This is a genomic window from Bradyrhizobium sp. AZCC 1721 (assembly GCF_036924715.1).
In the GTDB taxonomy this organism is placed as follows: domain Bacteria; phylum Pseudomonadota; class Alphaproteobacteria; order Rhizobiales; family Xanthobacteraceae; genus Bradyrhizobium.
On sequence record NZ_JAZHSB010000001.1, the window covers coordinates 2,487,242 to 2,507,642 of the forward strand.

Genomic DNA, 20,401 nt, shown 5'->3' on the forward strand with positions numbered 1-20,401 from the left:
TTCGAGATTCCGGGTTCGCGGCTCACGCGCGCCCCGGAATGACGAGCTCAAACAGAGGGAAACTCCCCATGACCACCGCCGCCGCCAAGAAGCCCGCCTTCACCGACTACATCGTCAAGGACATTTCGCTCGCCGAATTCGGCCGCAAGGAAATCTCGCTGGCCGAGACCGAGATGCCGGGCCTGATGGCGACGCGCGAGGAATACGGTCCGAAGCAGCCGCTGAAGGGCGCTCGCATCGCCGGCTCCCTGCACATGACGATCCAGACCGCGGTCTTGATCGAGACGCTGGCCGCACTCGGCGCCGACATCCGCTGGGTGTCGTGCAACATCTATTCGACGCAGGACCATGCGGCTGCCGCGATCGCCGCCGCCGGCATTCCGGTGTTTGCGGTGAAGGGCGAGACGCTCGCCGAATACTGGGACTACACCGCAAAGCTGTTCGACTGGCACGGCGGCGGCACGCCCAACATGATCCTCGATGACGGCGGCGATGCCACCATGCTGGTGCATGCCGGCTTCCGCGCCGAGCAGGGCGATACCGCCTTCCTCGACAAGCCGACTTCGGAGGAGGAGGAAATCTTCTATGCGCTCGTCAAGCGCCTCCTGAAGGAGAAGCCGAAGGGTTACTTCGCCGAGATCGCCAAGAACATCAAGGGCGTCTCGGAGGAGACCACCACGGGCGTGCATCGCCTCTACGATATGGCGAACAAGGGCACGCTGTTGTTCCCCGCCATCAACGTCAACGACAGCGTGACGAAATCGAAATTCGACAATCTCTATGGTTGCCGCGAGTCGCTGGTCGACGGCATCCGCCGCGGCACCGACGTTATGATGTCCGGCAAGACCGCGATGGTGGCGGGCTTCGGCGATGTCGGCAAGGGCTCGGCGGCGTCGCTGCGCCAGGCCGGCTGCCGCGTCATGGTCTCCGAAGTCGATCCGATCTGCGCGCTCCAGGCGGCGATGGAAGGCTATGAAGTCACGACGATGGAAGACGCAGCGCCCCGCGCCGACATCTTCGTTACCGCGACCGGCAACAAGGACATCATCACCATCGACCACATGCGCGCGATGAAGGATCGCGCCATCGTCTGCAACATCGGTCACTTCGATAACGAAATCCAGATCGCTGGCTTGCGTAACCTGAAGTGGACCAACATCAAGCCGCAGGTCGACGAGATCGAATTCCCCGACAAGCACCGCATCATCCTGCTGTCGGAAGGTCGCCTCGTAAACCTCGGCAACGCCATGGGTCATCCGTCCTTCGTGATGTCGGCGTCCTTCACCAACCAGACGCTGGCGCAGATCGAACTGTTCGCCAACAACAAGGACGGCAAGTACGAGAAGAAGGTCTACGTGCTGCCGAAGACGCTCGACGAGAAGGTGGCGCGGCTGCATCTCGCCAAGATCGGCGTCAAGCTGACCGAACTGCGCAAGGACCAGGCCGACTATATCGGCGTCAAGCCGGAAGGCCCGTTCAAGTCGGATCATTACCGCTACTGACTTCACGTCGCGGGCGACGTCCTGAAGCACTACCAAGCCCCGGAGCGATCCGGGGCTTTTTGCTGATCGGTCGCACAACCTGCGACGGTTGAAGTTCAACGGTAAATTCCGATACAGCCTGTATCGTCGCAGCAACCTGACAATGCGAGTTGCAATTTCTGCCTGCTGGACATTACATCTGAAAGCAGGGAGATCGCCATGACCGATACGGCAGAGCATTTCGACGTCCTCATTGTTGGCGCGGGACTGTCCGGCATCGGCGCGGGCTATCATTTGCAGGAGAAGTGCCCCGGCAAGAGCTACGTCATCCTCGAAGGGCGCGACTGCATCGGCGGCACCTGGGATCTCTTCCGCTATCCCGGCATCCGCTCCGACTCGGACATGTACACGCTCGGCTATTCGTTTCGGCCGTGGACCGAACCGAAGGCGATCGCCGACGGACCGCGGATCCTGAACTACGTGCGCCAGACCGCTGCCGACAACGGCATCGACAAGCACGTCCGCTTCCACCACCGCGTCAAACGCGCCGCGTGGTCGTCGCCGGATTCGCGCTGGACGGTGGAGGCCGAACGCAACGTGGGCGAGGGCGCGGCGGAGACCGTGCGCTTTACCTGCAATTTCCTGTTCATGTGCTCGGGCTATTACAAATACGAGGAAGGCTACACGCCGGATTTTTCGGGCACGGCGGACTTCGCCGGCCAGATCGTGCATCCGCAGAAGTGGCCCGAGGACCTCGACTATGCGGGAAAACGCGTGGTGGTGATCGGCTCGGGCGCGACCGCCGTGACGCTGGTGCCTGAGATGGCCAAGACCGCTGCGCACGTCACGATGCTGCAGCGTTCGCCGACCTATGTGGTGGCGCGGCCGGCGGAGGATGCGCTCGCCAACAAGCTGCGCCAAAAGCTCTCCGCCAAGCTCGCCTATCACCTGATCCGCTGGCGCAACGTGCTGTTCGGCATGTATTTCTTTCAGCTCTGCCGCCGCAAGCCCGAGCGCGCCAAGCAGTTGATCCTCGGCGGCGTCAAGATGGCGCTGGGGCCGGAATACGATGTCGGAAAGCACTTTACGCCGCGCTACAATCCGTGGGAGCAGCGGCTCTGCCTGGTGCCGGACGGCGATCTGTTCAAGTCGATCCGCGACAAGCGCGCCTCCGTCGTCACCAACGAGATCGACACTTTTACCAGGAGCGGCATCAAGCTGAAGGATGGCAGCGAGCTTGAAGCCGATATCATCGTCACCGCGACCGGACTGGTTCTGCAGGTGCTCGGCGGGCTCGAAGTCAGCGTCGACGGCCGCACGGTCGATTTCGCGCGAACGCTGAACTACAAGGGCATGATGTATTCGGACATTCCGAACCTGGCGGCCGCGTTCGGCTACACCAACGCGTCGTGGACGCTGAAATGCGATCTGACCTGCGAATATGTCTGCCGGCTGATCAACTATATGGACCGCAACGGCCACAAACAGTGCATGCCGCATAATGTCGATCCTGACGTCACCGAACTGCCGTCGCTCGATTTTTCCTCCGGCTATGTGCAGCGCTCGATCGCCAAACTGCCCAAGCAGGGCTCGAAGCGGCCGTGGCGGCTGTACCAGAACTACGCACTCGACATCGTCACGCTTCGTTACGGCAAGGTCGATGATGGCGTGATGCAGTATTCGTGAGCGATGCACCTTGCGAGGGTGCGTCCGGCCGTCCGATGCGTCGTTTCGCGTATACGTAGATGGCTTCGAATCGTCCAACATGTCCTCACGGTTAACGCCGGATTAACCGGCGTGTCGCACGCTGTGTAGCTTGCGGCCCCTGACAGCACGAGGACGCCCATGGACGCCCAACGAATTGCCGTCGACGCCATCGTGGCGCTGACCGATTGCGACCGCGATGCGGCGATCGCCTTCATCCGCAAGTTCTATCTGGCCGGGGTCCGCGACCCGAAGCGGCTGACGTTCAAGGGACTGCAGGCGCTGCGGGGTTGACGGCAGGGCGCTCTCTCCTCCGTCTTCCCTGGCTCCGTGCGCAATCGCGCACTCGGCGCAGGGACCCATAACCACCGGCCTACATTGTTGAAACGCAGCCGTCCCCCGAGTGCCCATTTCGCCGGTCGCGGCGTATGGGCCCCTGCGTTCGCAGGGGCGACAAGTTGAAGGGTTCTCGCCTCTATTCCGTCGTCCCTGCGCCGAGTGCGCGATTGCGCACGGAGGCAGGGACGAAGCGCATCAGAGAAGTACGATCGCCGAGAGATGGTGGGCACGGCGCAAGCGCGCCTTTGCCCACCCTATATCATTGCGAGCCGCGGCTGCGCCATCAGCCTACGACGACTTCGCTGATCTGGATCACCGGAGACTGGTCGGTATAGTTCGGGATGTCTGCCATGATCTCCTTGGCATGCGGCCCGAAGCCGGTCTGGAACGCCTCGATCGAGTCGCAGAAGATGTGGCACATGCCGACATAGGTGGCGGGAGCGCCGGGCGCGCCGCCGGCTAGGCCCTTGTCGACCGTGTAGGACTTGCAGGCGTCGCCCATGCGCGCTTTCACGAGCGGCATATGCTTGTCGCGGTAGTAGTCGTGATCGAAGCGCCCGCCGGGCGTATTGGGATACATCACGCTTACCTTGATCATGGACGTGCCCTCCGATTCTCGCGTTCGCCGTTATTCTCCGGCAATGCCCGAAATCTGTGTCAGTTTTGCGGATCTTGCAACCGGAAGACGGCATACCTTCGCCTCATCTTGCCGCTGCCGCACGTCTGCGCCGATATTCAGCGCGGGCAGGCCGGCCGATCGTTTCATTTGTAGGCAAATATTCTGCTGATGCTGGCGGGCGTATTCCGCACGTTCACGCCATCGCGCGCTTTCAAGCACGACTTTTCAAATCGTGGTGAGAGCCGCCGCATGGCTATCCGCTTTTGCGCTGCGATACCCAATTGGATGGAGTGATTTCACGATAAGAGGATATCACCAATGACCAAGTCTATCCCAGCACTCGCCGCCGCGTTTCTGATGACCGCGATCGCAACGCCCGTGTTCGCGCAACCCGCGATCCAGGAGCCCGGTGCCTATTCCTTCTATCATCCCAATGCCGACGTGCTCGGCGGCCGGCCGTCATACCGGTCATTCAATCAATCCAATGCCTATTACAACGAGGCCGCACCCGCGCCGGCGCCGCGAATGCGGCAGAGGTCCGTCACGCCGAGGAATCATCGCAGGGCGCAGTAGCCGTTAGCAGTAGCAGGATGAGCCGTCGGGCGCATTGGCGCGACACGCTACCATATCTGGCTACTTGGCTATTTGGCCTAGACAAGGGAATCGGGCTTAGCGAACAACGACAGATTTGGGCCATGGTGGCGCTTCCCATACCGTGGTCCATTCGGTGTTTTCGCCACGGCAGGGCTTTTCCCTGACTTCGACGCGGACGACCACGAAACTTGCGGCCCGGCTGACCCAGCCTTCGCTCAAGCCCAATCGATAGGTGTGCCGGAGCTCCGAATTGGGACACATGTCCGATCCGGTTACGGCTTCAAATACGCCGGCACCTCTTTTCCAGGTGATCAGGCCCGGTTTGGTTGTCGTGCCGAAACCGTCCTTCTTTGCAATGAACGGAAGCTCTACCAGCTTTGGCCTTCGCCGGTCCACAAAGTCGAATACGTGATGCGATCCAACGATCCCGGAACAATACACCAATGCAAGTTGGCGGTTTTCGGCGCTGATGAAACGGATCGGGAGCTCTTTGATGTCGGTCTTGTACTGGCAGCCTGACTGTTCGGCGGCAAGCACGAGTTGTCTCGGCACCAAAGCCGGGTCCGAAATGTCAAAGTCTCCTCCAACAAACGAGATGGCGTCGTATTTCTGGCGGACATCTTGTTGAACGTCAGCTCCCGAGCGGTCATCTCCGGGGGCGGCTGCAATCGACGCGCACAGCAAAATCGCAGTGAGGAGTAGTGACAGAATGGTAGGCTGGAAACGCATGAATCGACTCTACTACAACGCGAAATAAACTCAACGATCGCGTCGGGGAATGAAAACTCCGCGCCACGTTCCATCGCGCAGCTATTTGCGCCCATCCTCCAGGATCATCGTCGCACCTTTCTCCGCGATCATCGCCGTCGGCGTGTTGGTGTTGCCCGACGTGATCGTCGGCATTACCGACGCGTCGGCGACGCGCAATCCGCCGATGCCGTAAAACCGCAACCGCTCGTCGACCACGGCCATCGGATCGTTGGCCGCGCCCATCTTCGCGGTGCCGACGGGATGGAAGATCGTGGTGCCGATATCGCCGGCGGCCTTTGCCAATGACGCATCGTCGTCGCCAACAGTCGGGCCGGGTAGGTACTCCTGCGGCCGATATCGCTCCAGCCTTTTCTGCTTCATCAACCGCCGCGTGGTCCTGATCGCGTCGGCTGCGACTTGGCGGTCGTCGTCGGTCGACAGATAATTCGGTGCGATCGACGGCGCTTCGTCAGGGTTGGCCGAGCGGATGCGCACGGTGCCGCGCGAGGTCGGCTGCAGATTGCAGGCGCTCACGGTAATCGCGGGGAAGCGGTGCAGGGGATCGCCGAACTTGTCGAGCGACAGCGGCTGCACGTGAAACTGGATGTTGGCGCGGGCGCGGGTAGCGTCGGAGCGCGTGAAGATGCCGAGTTGCGAGGGCGCCATCGTCAGCGGCCCGCGGCGGCGGAAGGCATAGTCGAGTCCCATCATCCCGCGCCGGACCAGCGACCAGTAGGTTTCGTTCAGCGTGCGCACACCCTCGACCTTGTAGATCGCGCGCTGCTGCAGATGGTCCTGCAGATTGCGCCCCACACCCGGTCTGTCGAGCACAACATCGATGCCGAGCGGTGACAGCCAGTCGGCCGGCCCGATGCCGGAGCGGTGCAGTACCTGCGTCGAGCCGATCGATCCCGCACACAACACGACCTCGCCTTTGGTGCGGGCCTCGATCATCTCATTGCCCTGGATGAAGCGCACGCCGACGGCGCGGCCGTTCTCGATGATGAGCCGGTCGACCAGCACGTGTTTTTCCAGCCGCAGATTGGCGCGGTTGAGCACCGGCTTGAGAAAACCGCGCGCGGACGACCAGCGGCGGCCGCGCTTCTGGTTGACGTGGAAATAGCTCACGCCCTCATTGTCGCCGGTGTTGAAATCCGCAATGCGCTTGATGCCCATTTCCTCGGCGGCATCGCCGACCGCGTCGAGAACCTCCCAGGACAGCCGCGGCGCCTCGATGCGCCAGCCGCCGCCAACGCCGTGATGTTCGCTCTCACCGAGGAAATGGTCCTCCAGCCGCTTGAACAGCGGCTTTACGTCGTCATAGCCCCAGCCGGTGAGGCCGAGCTGGCGCCAGTGATCGTAATCGGCGGATTGGCCCCGCATCGAGATCATCGCATTGATGGCGGAGCAGCCGCCGATCACCTTGCCGCGCGGATAGGCGAGCGACCGCCCATTGAGCCCGGGCTCCGGTTCGGTCCGAAACATCCAGTCCGAGCGGGGATTGCCGATCGCGAAGAGGTAGCCGACGGGGATGTGAAACCAGATCCAGTTGTCGTTGCCGCCGGCCTCCAGGATCAGCACGCGGTTTTTGGGATCGGCCGACAGCCGGTTGGCCATGATGCAGCCGGCGGTGCCCGCGCCCACCACGATATAATCGAAATCGCCTTCAAGCCTTTTCGGCATGCTCAGTTTCCGCCCATCACGCGCCCCTTATGCCTAATAGTCAGACGTCGATGGCTCGGACAAGTCCCGGCCATGACGTCCGGGAATGGGCGGCGTCTCCAGGCTGTTGGGTGGACCGCCGCTTGCATGCTACAGAGGTCTAACGTTCCAACCTGAGGTTCGAGAATTCCCATGCCCATCGTCAACCGCGTCGCCGATCTGCAACCCGATATCCAGGCCTGGCGCCGCGTTATCCATCAAAATCCCGAGTTGCTGTACGACGTGCACCGCACTGCAGCATTCGTGGCCGATCGGCTGCGCGAATTCGGCTGCGACGAGGTCGCCACCGGCCTTGGCCGTACCGGCGTTGTTGGCGTCATCAAGGGCAAGCAGCCCGGCAAGGGCGAGATCAAGGTGATCGGGCTTCGCGCCGACATGGACGCGCTGCCGATCGAGGAGGCGACCAACCTTCCTCATGCGTCCAGGACGCCGGGCCTGATGCACGCCTGCGGCCATGACGGTCATACCGCGATGCTTTTGGGTGCAGCGCGGTACCTCGCCGAAACCCGCAATTTCGCCGGCGATGCGGTCGTGATTTTCCAGCCGGCCGAGGAGGGCGGCGCGGGCGCCGCCGCCATGATCCAGGACGGGCTGATGGACCGGTTCGGCATCGAGCAGGTCTACGGCATGCATAACGGTCCGGGCATTCCGGTCGGCCAGTTCGCCATCCGCTCCGGCCCGGTTATGGCGGCAACCGACTCGATCGACATCAAGATCGAGGGGCTTGGCGGGCACGCCGCGCGCCCCAACAAATGCATCGATTCCGTCTTCGTCGGCTCACAGCTCATTACTGCCCTGCAGTCGATCGTCTCGCGGACCATTGATCCGCTGGAGTCGGCGGTGATCTCGATCTGCGAGTTCCACGCCGGCAACGCCCGCAACGTGATCCCGCACACCGCGGAACTCCGGGGCACCGTGCGGACGCTAACGCCTGAAGTCCGCGAGACCGTCGAGAAGCGGGTGCGCGAGGTGTGTGAAGGCGTAGCCAGGATGACCGGGGCCAAGATCGACCTCGTCTATGAGCGCGGCTATCCCGTGACCAAGAACCACGCCGAGCAGACCGAGTTCGCCACGCAAGTGGCCAAGGAGGTGGCCGGTGCCCAGAACGTCCACGAGATGCCGCCGCTGATGGGCGCGGAAGACTTTTCCTACATGCTGGAGGCGCGGCCGGGCGCGTTCATCTTCTGCGGCAACGGCGACAGCGCAGGGCTTCATCACCCCGCCTACGATTTCAACGACGAGGCGATCGTGTACGGCACCTCCTACTGGATCAAGCTGGTCGAGAACAAGCTGGCGGCGTCGTAACGCGCGCGACGCCACTTCAACTTCGATCGCACATGACGTGCGAGAGAGCATCAAGGAAGGCCTGTATCTCCAATACAGGCCTTCATTATTTGCCGTTCAGCCGCAACTTGAAGTGCGGGGAGGGCTCTCCGCCTTCAGTATGAGGACGGTGGTCACGCGGCGCTCAATAGCGCTCCGGTACGTACATTTCGCGGGGAATCGGCCCGCGGCTATATTCCGGATGGCGAACCCGCGGCGGCAGTACCACCGGTTCTAGCTTGATTTCATGGTAGGGAATTTGTTCGAGCAGATGCGCGATGCAGTTCAGCCGTGCCTTCTTCTTGTCGTCGGCTTCGACCAGCCACCAGGGAGCTTCCGGAATGTGGGTACGCTCCAGCATCGCTTCCTTGGCCTTGGTATATAGCTCCCAACGGCGGCGCGATTCCACATCCATCGGGCTGAGCTTCCACTGCTTGAGCGGATCGTGGATCCGCATCATGAAGCGCAAATGCTGCTCTTCGTCAGTGATGGAAAACCAGTACTTGATGAGGGTTATTCCGGAGCGCACGAGCATGCGCTCGAATTCCGGCACCGACCGGAAGAATTCCTCGACTTCGTCTTCAGTGCAGAAGCCCATCACACGCTCGACGCCGGCGCGGTTGTACCAGCTGCGGTCGAACAGCACGATCTCACCGCCGGCCGGCAAATGCGAAACGTAACGCTGGAAGTACCATTGGGTGCGCTCACGCTCGTTCGGTGCCGGCAGCGCCGCGACGCGGCATACCCGCGGATTGAGCCTCTGGGTGATGCGCTTGATGACGCCGCCCTTGCCGGCGGAATCGCGCCCCTCGAAAATCACCACCACCTTGAGCTGGTGGTGCTGCACCCAAGTCTGCAATTTTACCAATTCACCCTGCAGACGGAATAATTCCTTGAAGTATACGCGACGATCGATCGTCTCTTCTGCCGTATAGTCGGCAAATTCATTGGTCAGCGCATCGAGGCGATCGTCGTCGATCTCAAGTTCTAGTTCCTCATCGAAACTGTCCAGCATTTCCTCCCGAATCGGGTCGTGGATCAGCTTGGTGCCCTTCGGGTGCTTTTTGGTCATGGCGGGCTCCGGCTGCAGAGCTGTTGGGGTCGCGTGATGTGTGAATGTCGGTGTCCTTGCCGTATCATCCGTCACTTTGCTGAAAGTAGAAGGCCGCAGTTTGGTTCCGGTCTCCCGCCATCCGTCGGGGCCTGCCACGGCAGCGTCCCGGCCGCATCGCCGATGGCGTCAGGTTCGAGAACAGTACGTAGAGGCACCGACAGGCAGATCGCGGCCGGCAAGGTTCAAGGAAATTCCACAATATTTTTATTAGCCCCTGTCGGAACGCCGCCTCTTCCATCCGTCCTTGTCACAGGAGCGGCAGCGCGCCGGCCAGTAACTGATAGAGAAAGGCAGCGTCGATGAGGGTCACACAGCATCTCTGGTTCGAAAAGGATATGGAGGCCGCGATCGGCTTCTACACCTCGCTGATCCGCGGCTCATCAGTCCAGTGGGTCTCGTCGCTGCCTGCCGAGAGCCCGAGCGGCCCGCCCGGCAGCGTCAAGATCGCGGCCTTTACCCTGGGCGACCAGCGCTACATGGCGATCGAGGCGGGGCCCCTCGACCCGTTCAACCACAGTTTTTCGATCATGGTTGAATGCGACACGCAGGCCGAGATCGACCATTTGTGGGACGCTTTGAGGGAGGGCGGCAAGATCGAACAATGCGGCTGGCTGCAGGACCGCTGGGGCCTATCCTGGCAGATCGCGCCCAGACGGCTCGGCGAATTGATGAACGATCCCGATCCCGCGAAAGCCAAGCGCGTTGCCGAGGCCATGCTGAAGATGGTCAAGTTCGATATTGCTGAACTGGAGGCCGTGGCGAGAGGCTAAACGTATGACGGCCTTTTCGAAGCGCTATCGCATGTCCCGGACGCGGTGCAGCGTGTAACGCTGCGCCGCAGAGCCGGGACCCCGGATCAGCAGCGCACCACGCCGCCGCAAGTGCGGCGCGCTGCGCAGCATCCGGGGAACGTCGCTTCAGCCATGCGGTGCAACGCTAAGAGGTTCTTGAATGAAGAGGGTCGCGCGCTGCACGGCGCCGGGGCTGGAGGTAGGGAACCGCGCAGCGCGTCGACCATGTGGGAGCATCATCGCGTGAGCAGACGTCCCACATTCCCTTGAGAATGCGATCGTGTCCTCTATCAATTAATAGTTGCAGACGGGTTTGTCAATTTTTCCCGTTATGTTTCACCAGAAATTGCGACTATCGGATTGGCGGAATTCAGGCCGCATGTGCCGATTTTCGCAGCACGTCGGCGGCGATTTTGAGGTCCTGGACGAAGCGCCGGTATTCGCGCGCCTTGGCGTCGACGTCCGGCAATCGCAGCAGATAGGACGGGTGCACCGTCACCAGCGCCGTGGTGCCGTCGTCGAGATCGATCGCGCGGCCGCGGTTCTTGTTGATCGGCGTCATTTTCCCGAACACGCTTTGCGCTGCGGTTGCGCCCATTGCCACCACCAGATCGGGTTTGATCGCGGCCAGCTCGCGCTCGTACCACTGCCGGCAGGCCTTGATCTCCGGCGTGTTCGGCTTCTGGTGCAGGCGGATCTTTCCGCGCGGCACGAACTTGAAATGCTTGACCGCATTGGTGACGTAGACCGTGCGGCGGTCGATGCCGGCTTCTTCCAGTGCGCGGTCGAGCATTTGCCCCGCGGGCCCGACGAACGGTTTGCCGGCGAGGTCTTCCTTGTCGCCGGGCTGCTCGCCAACCAGCATGATCCGCGCGGTTTGCCGGCCTTCGCCGAACACGGTCTGGGTGGCATTCTTGTAAAGATGACAGGCGCGGCAATCGGCGGCTTCTTCGCGCAGCGTCTCGATGTCGTCCCGAACTCTTCTGCGCACCATGGGCGGCTCCGGCCGTTTTGGCGCCTGGTGTGGTTCCGTAGCGTCGCGTTCCGCACGCTTGACTGCAGGCTTAATTATTGAACCCTCTTGCAGGTTCCTCGTCTTCACCGTCAGCCGCGCCGGGTTGAAGATGCTGGCTGAATAGCGCCGCCAGGTTTCCTCCAGCCGGTCCGCGCTAGGGGCTTCGCTTCTGCTGACGCCCGGCGTGAACGAGACGACATGGCCGTCCCAATGCGCGCAGAGATCTGGCGTCAGGATCGACCAGGGCATGTCGGCGAAACGGCGTGCGAAGAACGGGGCGGCCAGTTCGACGATGTGGTGCTCCGGCTCGAACCAGGCGACGAAGTGCGATTTCTGCTCGCGGCCTATTTCGCGGAAGTGGACAAGGACATGCATCCTGTGCTCGTCGCGGCGCACGGCCTTGGCCATCGCGGTGATCTCGGCCACGTCAGGATCGGTCGTGAGTTCAAGCAGATCGTGATGCGTTCGCAACCGCCATAGCAGGCGATAGAGCAGGGCGAAGCGCTCGGGGTTGCGGTGCAGGATCGCAACCTCCGCCAGTTCGACGAACCTGGCCGGCACGTTGAAGGTGCCCTGTGGCGGCTCGAGCGGCGGCGCGGTCGGCGCGAACAGTTCGGGCGCATCATCAGCCACGCGCCAGCTCACGTCGGACGGTTTCACGTCATTCAGCGCCAGCGCGCGGGCCGCTTTACGCCAGCCATCAAAATCAGTTTGGCTATCTAGGATGATGTGGTGCATGTGCTTACTCCACACTCTCTGCCCGCATCCCCGCGCAACGGCTTTGCGGTCGTCTGGAGGGGCCCGCGAATCCCTTTGATTCCGCTCATGAATCGCCAAAGCGTCGATCTCGATTGACTCTGCCGGCGCTGTTAGCTTTATATTAGAACATATCATGAACAAATGAGCCAGCCGCGCGTTCACTTAGGGAAAAAGCGGTAAAGGCCAATTTTCTGAAGGAACGGCGGATGAGCACCGCACGCACAAGCACGCTTGCGAGTTTGCGCGGAAGCATCGAGCGCCTGGAGGCGCATGGCGATGCGCATGACCTCAACAAGATTACGCTTGGCCATAAGGCGGCAGATGCTGTGCTGCACGGCGGGCTTGCGCTCGCGGCGGTGCATGAAGTGTTCGCCGAGGGACACCAGAGCGCGACCGCAACCGGCTTCATCGCAGGGCTGGCGGGAAGGGTGTCGCCGCGCCGGCCGCTGGTCTGGGTACGGCAGGATTTTTCGGAAATTGAATCGGGCGCGCTGTCGATGAGCGGGCTCGCCGAACTCGGGCTCGATCCGCGATTGCTCGTCACCGTGCGCGCCACCGACACTGACGCTGCGCTGCGGACCGCCGCCGACGCGCTGGCCTGCGACGCGCTCGGCGCCGTCGTGCTGGAAGTCTGGGGGCAGGCGCGTCAGCTCGATCTCGTCGCCAGCCGCAAGCTCACGCTGGCCGCAGCAGCCTCCGGCGTCACCGCATTGCTGCTGCGGGTGGCGGCGGAGCCGCGCCCCTCGACCGCGGAGACCCGATGGATCGTGCGCGCGGCGCATTCGCCGCCGGGCGCGCCTCCAAAGCCTGCGGCGGCTCCAAAGCCTGCGGCGCCTTGGAGCGCCTGGGGCGCGCCGGTGTTCGACGCGCAACTCGTTCGTAACCGTCATGGCCCGGTCGGCCGCTGGATCATGGAATGGAATTGTGATGAGTGCCTATTCAGAGAACCGTCGGCGTATCCTCAGCCTCTGGCTGCCACGCCTGCCCATCGACCGCATCAAGCGCAAGCTTTCGCCGGCCAGCGCCGCGCAAGCTGAAAATTGCCAAGCGGTTTCAAGCGAAATCTCTAGCCACACGAACAGTGGGCTCCCTCCCCCCTTGCGGGGGAGGGCGGGGGAGAGGGGTGGCGGCAACGGCAGTGCTCGTGGCTTACCCCTCTCCCTAACCCTCCCCCGCAAGGGGGGAGGGAACGGCACCGCCGCCCCGGTTGATATCTCTCACGACACGAACAGTCGGCTCCCTCTCCCGCTTGCGGGGGAGGGTTGGGGTGGGGGTGTCGCCGCGAGTGACGCTGTTCGTATGGAGAGAGCTCCCACCCGGATCGCATCTTGCGATGCGATCCGACCTCAGAGCGAGCTTCGCTCGTCTCGACCCCCGCAAGCGGGAGAGGTGAAGTACCCCTCCGTCGTCGTTGCCAAGCAGCACAATGCCATCCTGATCCATTCCCTCGACGAGGCCGCTGTCCAGGCCGGCCTCTCGATCGGCCTGCCGCTCGCCAATGCGCGCGCGATCTGTCCCGAGCTGACGGTGTTCGACGCGGATGAAGTCGCCGATCGCAAAACGCTCGAAGACATCGCCGACTGGTGCGACCGCTTCACCCCGCTGGTGGCGCTCGATCCGCCGTACGGCTTGTTCCTCGACATCACCGGCTGCGCCCATCTGTTCGGCGGCGAGCGTGCGTTGCTGCAGATCGTCAGCGGCGCGCTGAGCCGCCGCGGCTTTGCCGTTAGCGCCGCGATCGCGAGCACCTCGATCTGCGCCCGCACGCTGACGCGCCAGACTTCCGGAAAAATCATTGCCGAGGGCGAGGAGGCGGAGGCCGTCAGTCCGTTGCCGGTATCTGCGCTCGGCGCCGGTGATGCCATCACCGCCGGCCTGCGCCGTGCTGGGTTGAAGACCATCGGCGATGTCGCCTCGCGAGGACGCCACGAAATCACGGCGCGGTTCGGTGCGCCCTTCACGACGCTGTTGCAGCAGGCGCTGGGGCAGGGCGATGCGCCGATCAGCCCGCGCAAACCGCCGCCGGATTATATCGTCGAGAAACGCTTTCCCGAACCGGTCACGACCGGCACCGTGATCGCGATGAACCTGTCCGCGCTCGCTCAAATGCTGGTTACGGCGATGGACAAGCAGGGCAAGGGCGCGCGGCGGCTGGAGGCGAGCTTCTTCCGCACCGACGGCGCGGTGCGCACGATCTCGGTCGATACCGGGCGTCCGGTGACAAAAGCTGAAGTGATCGACCGCCTGTTTCGCGAACGGCTCGATGCGCTCAACGATCCCCTCGACCCCGGCTTCGGTTTCGATCTCATTCGTCTCTCCGCCAGCCGCACCGAAATCGTGGTGCAGCAGCAGCGCGATCTCGATGCCAATGTCCATGACAATGACGAATTGTCCGCGCTGATCGACCGCATCGCCGCGCGCATCGGCGGAAAACGCGTCGTCGTGCATCTGCCGGAGGATACCCACATCCCCGAACGCGCGGTGCTGTCCGTGCCGGCGCAGCACCATCTGGCGGCAGCCGCCCAGGCGGCCTGGCCCGAGCGTATCGAGGGGGAGCCGCCGCTGCGCCCGTTGCGCCTGTTCGACAAACCGGAGCCGATAAAAGTGCCGTTCGCAACCGTGCCCGACGGCCCGCCGCATCAATTCACCTGGCGGCGCGTCACGCACGCGGTGGTGCGGGTGGAGGGGCCCGAACGCATCGCGATGGAGTGGTGGAAGCCAAACGGCGGTGGCCCGACGCGGGATTATTTCCGCATCGAGGATGAAGCGGGCCTGCGTTTCTGGATCTTTCGCGACGGCCTGTATGAGAGCGAACCGGCGGATGCGGAGGGCGAGCCCGCTTCTATCAGATGGTTCGTGCATGGATTGTTCGCATGAAAAATCCTGTGCCCGACTATGCCGAAATCGGCATCACCACCAATTTTTCGTTCCTGCGCGGCGGCTCGGACCCGCGCGCCTATGTGCATCAGGCGAGCGAGCTTGGTATTCCCGTGATCGGCATCGCCGACCACAACACGCTGGCCGGCGTGGTGCGCGCCTGGAGCGAGCTCGACAACCCTGCCGTCACGCATAAGCCAAAGCTCCTGATCGGCGCGCGGCTCGTCTTCATCGACGGCACGCCTGACATTCTGGTCTATCCGCGCGACCGCGCGGCTTACGGCCGGCTCTGCCAGTTACTCACCCGCGGCAAACGCGGCGACGACATCACGCGGATCGAAAAGGGCGAATGTCACCTGAAATTCGACGACCTCCTCGATTTCGCCGAGGGTCAGCTTCTGGTGCTGGCGCTGCCGCATCGCTTTGACGTGGCGAGCGCGCAGGCAACGCTGGAGCGCCTGAAGAACTCTGATGCCGATGGCGTGTGGCTCGCCGCAAGCCTGCTTTACCGTGGTGACGACAGGCGCCGGCTGGCGCGGCTGCATCGCTTGGCGCTCGCGGCAAAGGTGCCGCTGTTGGCGACCAATGAAGTGCTGTACCACCATCCCGCGCGTCGGCCGCTGCAGGACGTACTGACCTGTATCCGAGAAAAAACCACGATCGATGCGATCGGCAGGCGGCTCGAGGCCAATGCCGAACGCTATCTCAAGCCTGTCAATGAAATGGCACGGCTGTTTTGCGATCTGCCCGAGGCGATTGCGGAAACCATGCGTTTTGCGAAACGCATTTCGTTTTCGCTCGACCAGCTCAAATACCAGTATCCGGACGAGCCGGTACCGCCAGGTAAGACCGCGCAACAGCACCTGGAAGACCTGACCTGGGCCGGTGTCGACAAATATTTCGGTGGCGTAATCGACGACAAGCTGCGTGCCACCTTGCGCAAGGAGCTCGATCTGATCGCCGAGCTGAAATACGCGCATTATTTTCTCACCGTGCACGACATCGTCCGCTACGCGCGTAGCCAGAACATCCTGTGCCAGGGCCGGGGATCGGCGGCCAACTCCGCCGTCTGCTACGTGCTCGGCATTACCTCGGTCGATCCGACCAAGGTCGACCTGCTGTTCGAGCGCTTCATTTCCAAGGAGCGGCTGGAGCCGCCCGACATCGACGTCGATTTCGAGCATTCGCGGCGCGAGGAGGTGATGCAATATGTCTACCGCCGCTACGGCCGCCACCGCGCCGCGATCATTGCGACCGTCATCCACTATCGCCCGCGCAGCGCGATCCGCGACGTCGGCAAGGCGCTGGGGCTGACCGAGGACGTTACCGCAGCCCTCGCCGACACCGTGTGGGGAAGCTGGGGCAAGGGCCTCAACGAGATGCAGGTCCGCCAGGCCGGGCTGGATCCCCAAAATGCGATGGTCGAACTCGCGGTAGCGCTGGCCTCCGAGCTGATCGAATTCCCCCGCCATCTGTCGCAGCATGTCGGTGGCTACGTGCTGACGCAGGATAGGCTCGACACCTATGTGCCGATCGGCAACGCCGCGATGGACGACCGCACCTTCATCGAATGGGACAAGGACGACGTCGACGCGCTCAGCATGATGAAGGTCGACGTGCTGGCGCTGGGCATGCTGACCTGCATCCGCAAGAGCTTTGATCTGATCGCCGACCACAAGGGGCGGCGTTACGAGCTGGCCGACATCAAGTCGCAGGATGACGACGAAGTTTATCAAATGCTGCAGCGGGGCGAATCCCTCGGCGTGTTCCAGGTCGAGAGCCGCGCGCAGATGAACATGCTGCCGCGCCTGAAGCCGCGCACCTTCTACGACCTCGTTATCGAAGTCGCGATCGTGCGGCCAGGCCCGATCCAGGGCGACATGGTGCATCCCTATTTGCGGCGGCGAAACGGCCAGGAAAAGGTGAGCTATCCCTCGCCAGCGCCCGAGCACGGCCCTTCGGACGAACTGTACCGCGTGCTGCACAAGACGCTTGGCGTGCCGCTGTTCCAGGAACAGGCGATGCGGATCGCGATCGAGGCCGCAAAATTCACGCCCGAGGAAGCCAACGGCTTGCGCCGCGCGATGGCGACGTTTCGTAACGTCGGCACCATCGGCAAGTTCGAGGCCAAGCTGATCAACAACATGATCGCGCGCGGCTACGACCCGGAATTCGCCCAAAGCTGTTTTGACCAGATCAAGGGTTTTGGCTCTTACGGCTTTCCGGAAAGCCACGCCGCAAGTTTTGCGCAACTCGTCTACGTCTCGTCATGGCTGAAGCATTATCACCCGGATGCGTTCTGCTGCGGCCTGCTCAATTCGCAGCCGATGGGCTTTTACGCCCCCGCACAGATCGTCGGCGACGCCCGCAAGAACGGCGTCGAGGTCCGCGAGATCGACGTGTCCTACAGCTTTGCCCAGAACACGCTGGAGGAGGGGAGTGGGAAGTATTGCGCGGTGCGCTTGGGCTTTCGCCAGATCGATGGGTTTCATTGGCTTGATGAGGATGAAGAGCGGTTGAAGCGAATACAGTCGTCATTCCGGGGCATATCAGAGGCAGAATCCGATTTGGTCAGCCGCAAAGGGACTGTGCTCCCTCTCCCGCTTGCGGGGGAGGGTTGGGGTGGGGGTGCCGCCGCGAGTCCCACTGCCCGTATGGAGAGAGCTTCCCACACCCGGATCGCATCTATCGATGCGATCCGGCCTCAGAGCGAGCTTCGCTCGTCTCGACCCCCGCAAGCGGGAGAGGTGAGGCGTCCCCGCGGACCGGCCACTGTGGAAGCAGCAGACTGGGCCGACCGCATCGTCGCCGCCCGCCAACGCCGGCCCTTCACCTCGCTGGAGGAATTCGCCCGCGACACCGGCCTGCCGAAGCGCGCGCTGATCCTGCTTGCCGACGCCGATGCCTTCCGCTCGATCGGTCTCGATCGCCGCGCAGCACTCTGGGCGGTGCGGCGGCTGCCTGACGACGTGCCGCTGCCGCTGTTTCAGGCCGCGATCGCCCGCGAGCAGCCCGACGAGAACGCCAAGCCGCTGCCCCAGATGCCGCTGCCGGAGCAGGTGGTCGCCGACTACCAGACGGTCCGGTTGTCACTGAAAGGCCACCCGATGGAATTCTTGCGCGAGATGTTTACCAAAGAGCGTGTCGTTGCCTGCAAGGATGTCAATTACAAGAACGACAAGCGCCGTATCCGCTGCGCCGGCGTGGTGCTGGTGCGGCAGCGGCCGGGCAGCGCCAAGGGCGTCGTCTTCATGACGCTGGAGGACGAGACCGGCATCGCCAATATCGTGGTGTGGCCCAAGGTGATGGAGCAGTACCGGAAAGAGGTGATGGGCGCTCGCCTGATCCTAGTCGAAGGCTATATCCAGAGCAGCCCGGAGCAGGTGACGCATCTGGTGGCGCAGCGGATGTTCGACCGCTCCCACGATTTGATCGGCCTCGCCAATGATGCGCTGACCCGCAAGCACCCGGTGCCCGCAGGGCCCGCGCTGGTCGAACCGCTCAACGACGACCGCCGCGACCACGCCGAAACGCCAGCGCAAAAAATCCGCCACCCGCGCGACGTCCGCATCCTGCCGCCGTCCCGCGATTTTCATTGAGCCGCTCTCTTCGGACGGCGGTGATCGCTGTGCATCATCCAGGTGTTGCCGGCACACCGAGATGAAATCCGTCCCGGAGGCGTATGTTTGGGGAACCGGGATTTCGGATGTGCGTTCGCTTCACATGACCTGCGGAGCGCGCTTTGCGCATCAGGGCTCAGATATGTCACGCCCGCCCGGCACCGGATCCTGCGCTCCAGCCGTAACAGTCAGGTTCACCTGCGAATGGCCACCTGGTTCTGACTGTTTCGTCGCGCAAGCTTTTGAGCGACTTACCATGGTGCACTTTCTTTACAGGCTTATTACCGTAGCATTGCTCGTACTTGGCCCCGGAACAGCACTTGGACAAAGTAGCGAGCCGGCGAACGTCGCCATTCTGCTGGATGTGGATGGAGCGATTGGGCCAGCGACTTCTGAATATATCCGCGATGGATTTGAGGAGTCGCGTCGGCGACAGGCGAAGGTCATCGTGCTGAGGCTGAATACGCCTGGTGGTCTCGACCCCTCCATGCGCGAGATCGTAGGAGAAATACTCAGGTCTCCCATTCCTGTGATTTCCTACGTGACCCCGAGCGGTGCGCGAGCCGCCAGCGCCGGCACCTACATTGTCTATGCGACCCACCTCGCCGCGATGGCGCCGAGCACGCATCTCGGTGCCGCCACGCCCGTCCAGCTCGGCGGTGGCTCCGGCTGGCGCACCGATGACAAAAAAGATGATGACAAGAAAGACGGTGACAAGAAAGAGGGTGACAAGAAAGAGGGTGACAAGAAAGAGGGTGACAAGAAAGGAGCCTCGTCGCCGACCAGTGCAGGCGAGGCGAAGGCGATCAACGATGCGGTTGCCTATATCAGGGGACTGGCCGAGCTTCGGGGACGAAATGTTTCCTGGGCGGAGAAAGCCGTCCGGGAAGCCGCCACTCTCACCGCGAGCGAGGCCCAGTCGCAGCGTGTCGTCGAGATTGTTGCGAAGGATTTACCCGATCTGTTGTCCCAGGCCGAGGGTCGAACCGTAACGATCAATGATCAACAGGTCGCGCTGCATACCCGGAGCCTGAACACAACGGCAATCGAGGCCAATTGGCGCAACCGCATTCTGGCCACGATTACCAATCCGAACATCGCATACATACTCATGCTGATCGGGCTCTACGGACTTCTATTCGAGTTCATCAGTCCAGGCGCCGTTTTCCCCGGGGTGATCGGCGGAATCGCTCTCCTGGTCGGCCTCTACGCCTTGAATCTCCTGCCGATCAGCTACGCCGGTGCCGGCCTGCTGCTGCTCGGCATCGCGCTGATGGTTGCAGAAGCGTTTCTGCCCTCGTTTGGCGTGCTCGGAATTGGCGGCGTCATCTCGTTCGCCGTTGGCTCGCTGCTCCTGTTTCGCGGCGACGTGCCGGGTTTCCATCTCTCATGGGCGGTGGTCGCCACGGCCACCATTGCCAGCGCGGGATTCCTGGTGATTGCGCTCGCGGCGGTCTGGCGGGCGCATCGGCGCGACGTGGTCACAGGCGAAGCGGCTCTGCTCCGCAGCGCGGGGCAGGTGCTGTGGTGGGCCGACGGCAAAGGCGAGGTCCTGGTCAGAGGAGAACGCTGGGCGGCGAAATCGGAAAGCGAGTTCACCCGGGGTGACCGCGTGCGTGTTCTCGAACGCCAAAACCTGAAGCTGCTCGTCGAGCCAGATCCTGATGCCCCGCCGAAATCATGAGGAGTGAAA

At 62.7% G+C, this 20,401-nt stretch carries 15 protein-coding genes; 10 read left to right on the top strand and 5 right to left on the bottom strand.

What is annotated here, in order from left to right; all coding sequences use genetic code 11:
- Positions 1-68: 68 nt before the first annotated feature.
- The 3 genes from ahcY (at position 69) to V1273_RS11785 (ending at position 3,479) form a co-directional block, all read left to right on the top strand.
- Positions 69-1,502, top strand: coding sequence for an adenosylhomocysteinase (ahcY, locus tag V1273_RS11775; RefSeq protein ID WP_334367845.1), 1,434 nt, complete (start codon positions 69-71; stop codon positions 1,500-1,502).
- Between the two features lie 198 nt (positions 1,503-1,700).
- Complete coding sequence (locus V1273_RS11780; RefSeq protein ID WP_334367846.1) at positions 1,701-3,167, top strand: flavin-containing monooxygenase; 1,467 nt, start codon at positions 1,701-1,703, stop codon at positions 3,165-3,167.
- A gap of 159 nt (positions 3,168-3,326) precedes the next feature.
- Positions 3,327-3,479 carry a hypothetical protein gene (locus V1273_RS11785; RefSeq protein WP_334367847.1) on the top strand — a complete coding sequence of 51 codons (153 nt, stop codon included), beginning with the start codon at positions 3,327-3,329 and terminating at the stop codon, positions 3,477-3,479.
- A gap of 328 nt (positions 3,480-3,807) precedes the next feature.
- On the opposite strand, the gene V1273_RS11790 is transcribed toward V1273_RS11785, so the two are convergent.
- Positions 3,808-4,122, bottom strand: a complete 315-nt coding sequence (locus V1273_RS11790) for an EthD family reductase (protein ID WP_057848059.1) — start codon at positions 4,120-4,122, stop codon at positions 3,808-3,810.
- A 339-nt stretch (positions 4,123-4,461) separates the two neighbouring features.
- On the opposite strand from V1273_RS11790, the gene V1273_RS11795 reads away from it, so the two are divergent.
- Positions 4,462-4,716: a hypothetical protein gene (locus tag V1273_RS11795; protein WP_334367848.1), complete on the top strand. Its 255-nt coding sequence runs from the start codon at positions 4,462-4,464 to the stop codon at positions 4,714-4,716.
- A 96-nt stretch (positions 4,717-4,812) separates the two neighbouring features.
- Here V1273_RS11795 and V1273_RS11800 read toward each other — a convergent pair whose 3' ends face one another.
- Positions 4,813-5,466 carry a hypothetical protein gene (locus tag V1273_RS11800; RefSeq protein WP_334367849.1) on the bottom strand — a complete coding sequence of 218 codons (654 nt, stop codon included), beginning with the start codon at positions 5,464-5,466 and terminating at the stop codon, positions 4,813-4,815.
- An 81-nt stretch (positions 5,467-5,547) separates the two neighbouring features.
- Positions 5,548-7,170, bottom strand: coding sequence for a GMC family oxidoreductase (locus tag V1273_RS11805; protein WP_334409701.1), 1,623 nt, complete (start codon positions 7,168-7,170; stop codon positions 5,548-5,550).
- A gap of 171 nt (positions 7,171-7,341) precedes the next feature.
- On the opposite strand from V1273_RS11805, the gene V1273_RS11810 reads away from it, so the two are divergent.
- The gene (locus V1273_RS11810) at positions 7,342-8,514 is read left to right on the top strand and encodes a M20 aminoacylase family protein (protein WP_334367851.1); all 1,173 of its coding nucleotides are present in this window, start codon (positions 7,342-7,344) and stop codon (positions 8,512-8,514) included.
- 163 nt (positions 8,515-8,677) lie between these two features.
- Here the strand turns inward: V1273_RS11810 and ppk2 are convergent, their stop codons facing one another.
- The gene (gene ppk2 / locus V1273_RS11815) at positions 8,678-9,604 is read right to left on the bottom strand and encodes a polyphosphate kinase 2 (protein ID WP_334369226.1); all 927 of its coding nucleotides are present in this window, start codon (positions 9,602-9,604) and stop codon (positions 8,678-8,680) included.
- Between the two features lie 341 nt (positions 9,605-9,945).
- On the opposite strand from ppk2, the gene V1273_RS11820 reads away from it, so the two are divergent.
- Complete coding sequence (locus tag V1273_RS11820) at positions 9,946-10,416, top strand: VOC family protein (protein WP_334367852.1); 471 nt, start codon at positions 9,946-9,948, stop codon at positions 10,414-10,416.
- 391 nt (positions 10,417-10,807) lie between these two features.
- Here the strand turns inward: V1273_RS11820 and V1273_RS11825 are convergent, their stop codons facing one another.
- Positions 10,808-12,190 carry a UdgX family uracil-DNA binding protein gene (locus V1273_RS11825; protein WP_334409702.1) on the bottom strand — a complete coding sequence of 461 codons (1,383 nt, stop codon included), beginning with the start codon at positions 12,188-12,190 and terminating at the stop codon, positions 10,808-10,810.
- A gap of 227 nt (positions 12,191-12,417) precedes the next feature.
- Between V1273_RS11825 and V1273_RS11830 the strand changes: the two genes are divergently transcribed.
- From V1273_RS11830 to V1273_RS11845, 4 genes are all read left to right on the top strand, one after another.
- On the top strand, positions 12,418-13,248 hold the full coding sequence (locus V1273_RS11830) for an ImuA family protein (RefSeq protein WP_334409704.1): 831 nt from the start codon (positions 12,418-12,420) through the stop codon (positions 13,246-13,248).
- Between the two features lie 262 nt (positions 13,249-13,510).
- On the top strand, positions 13,511-15,088 hold the full coding sequence (locus tag V1273_RS11835) for a Y-family DNA polymerase (RefSeq protein WP_442894079.1): 1,578 nt from the start codon (positions 13,511-13,513) through the stop codon (positions 15,086-15,088).
- Entirely contained in the window at positions 15,085-18,687 is a 3,603-nt protein-coding gene (locus V1273_RS11840) for an error-prone DNA polymerase (RefSeq protein ID WP_334409705.1), read from the top strand. Before V1273_RS11835 ends, V1273_RS11840 begins: the two co-directional genes overlap by 4 nt.
- Before the next feature lie 277 nt (positions 18,688-18,964).
- A complete protein-coding gene (locus V1273_RS11845; protein ID WP_334409706.1) occupies positions 18,965-20,392 on the top strand; it encodes an NfeD family protein in 1,428 nt (475 codons plus the stop codon).
- Positions 20,393-20,401 lie beyond the last annotated feature (9 nt).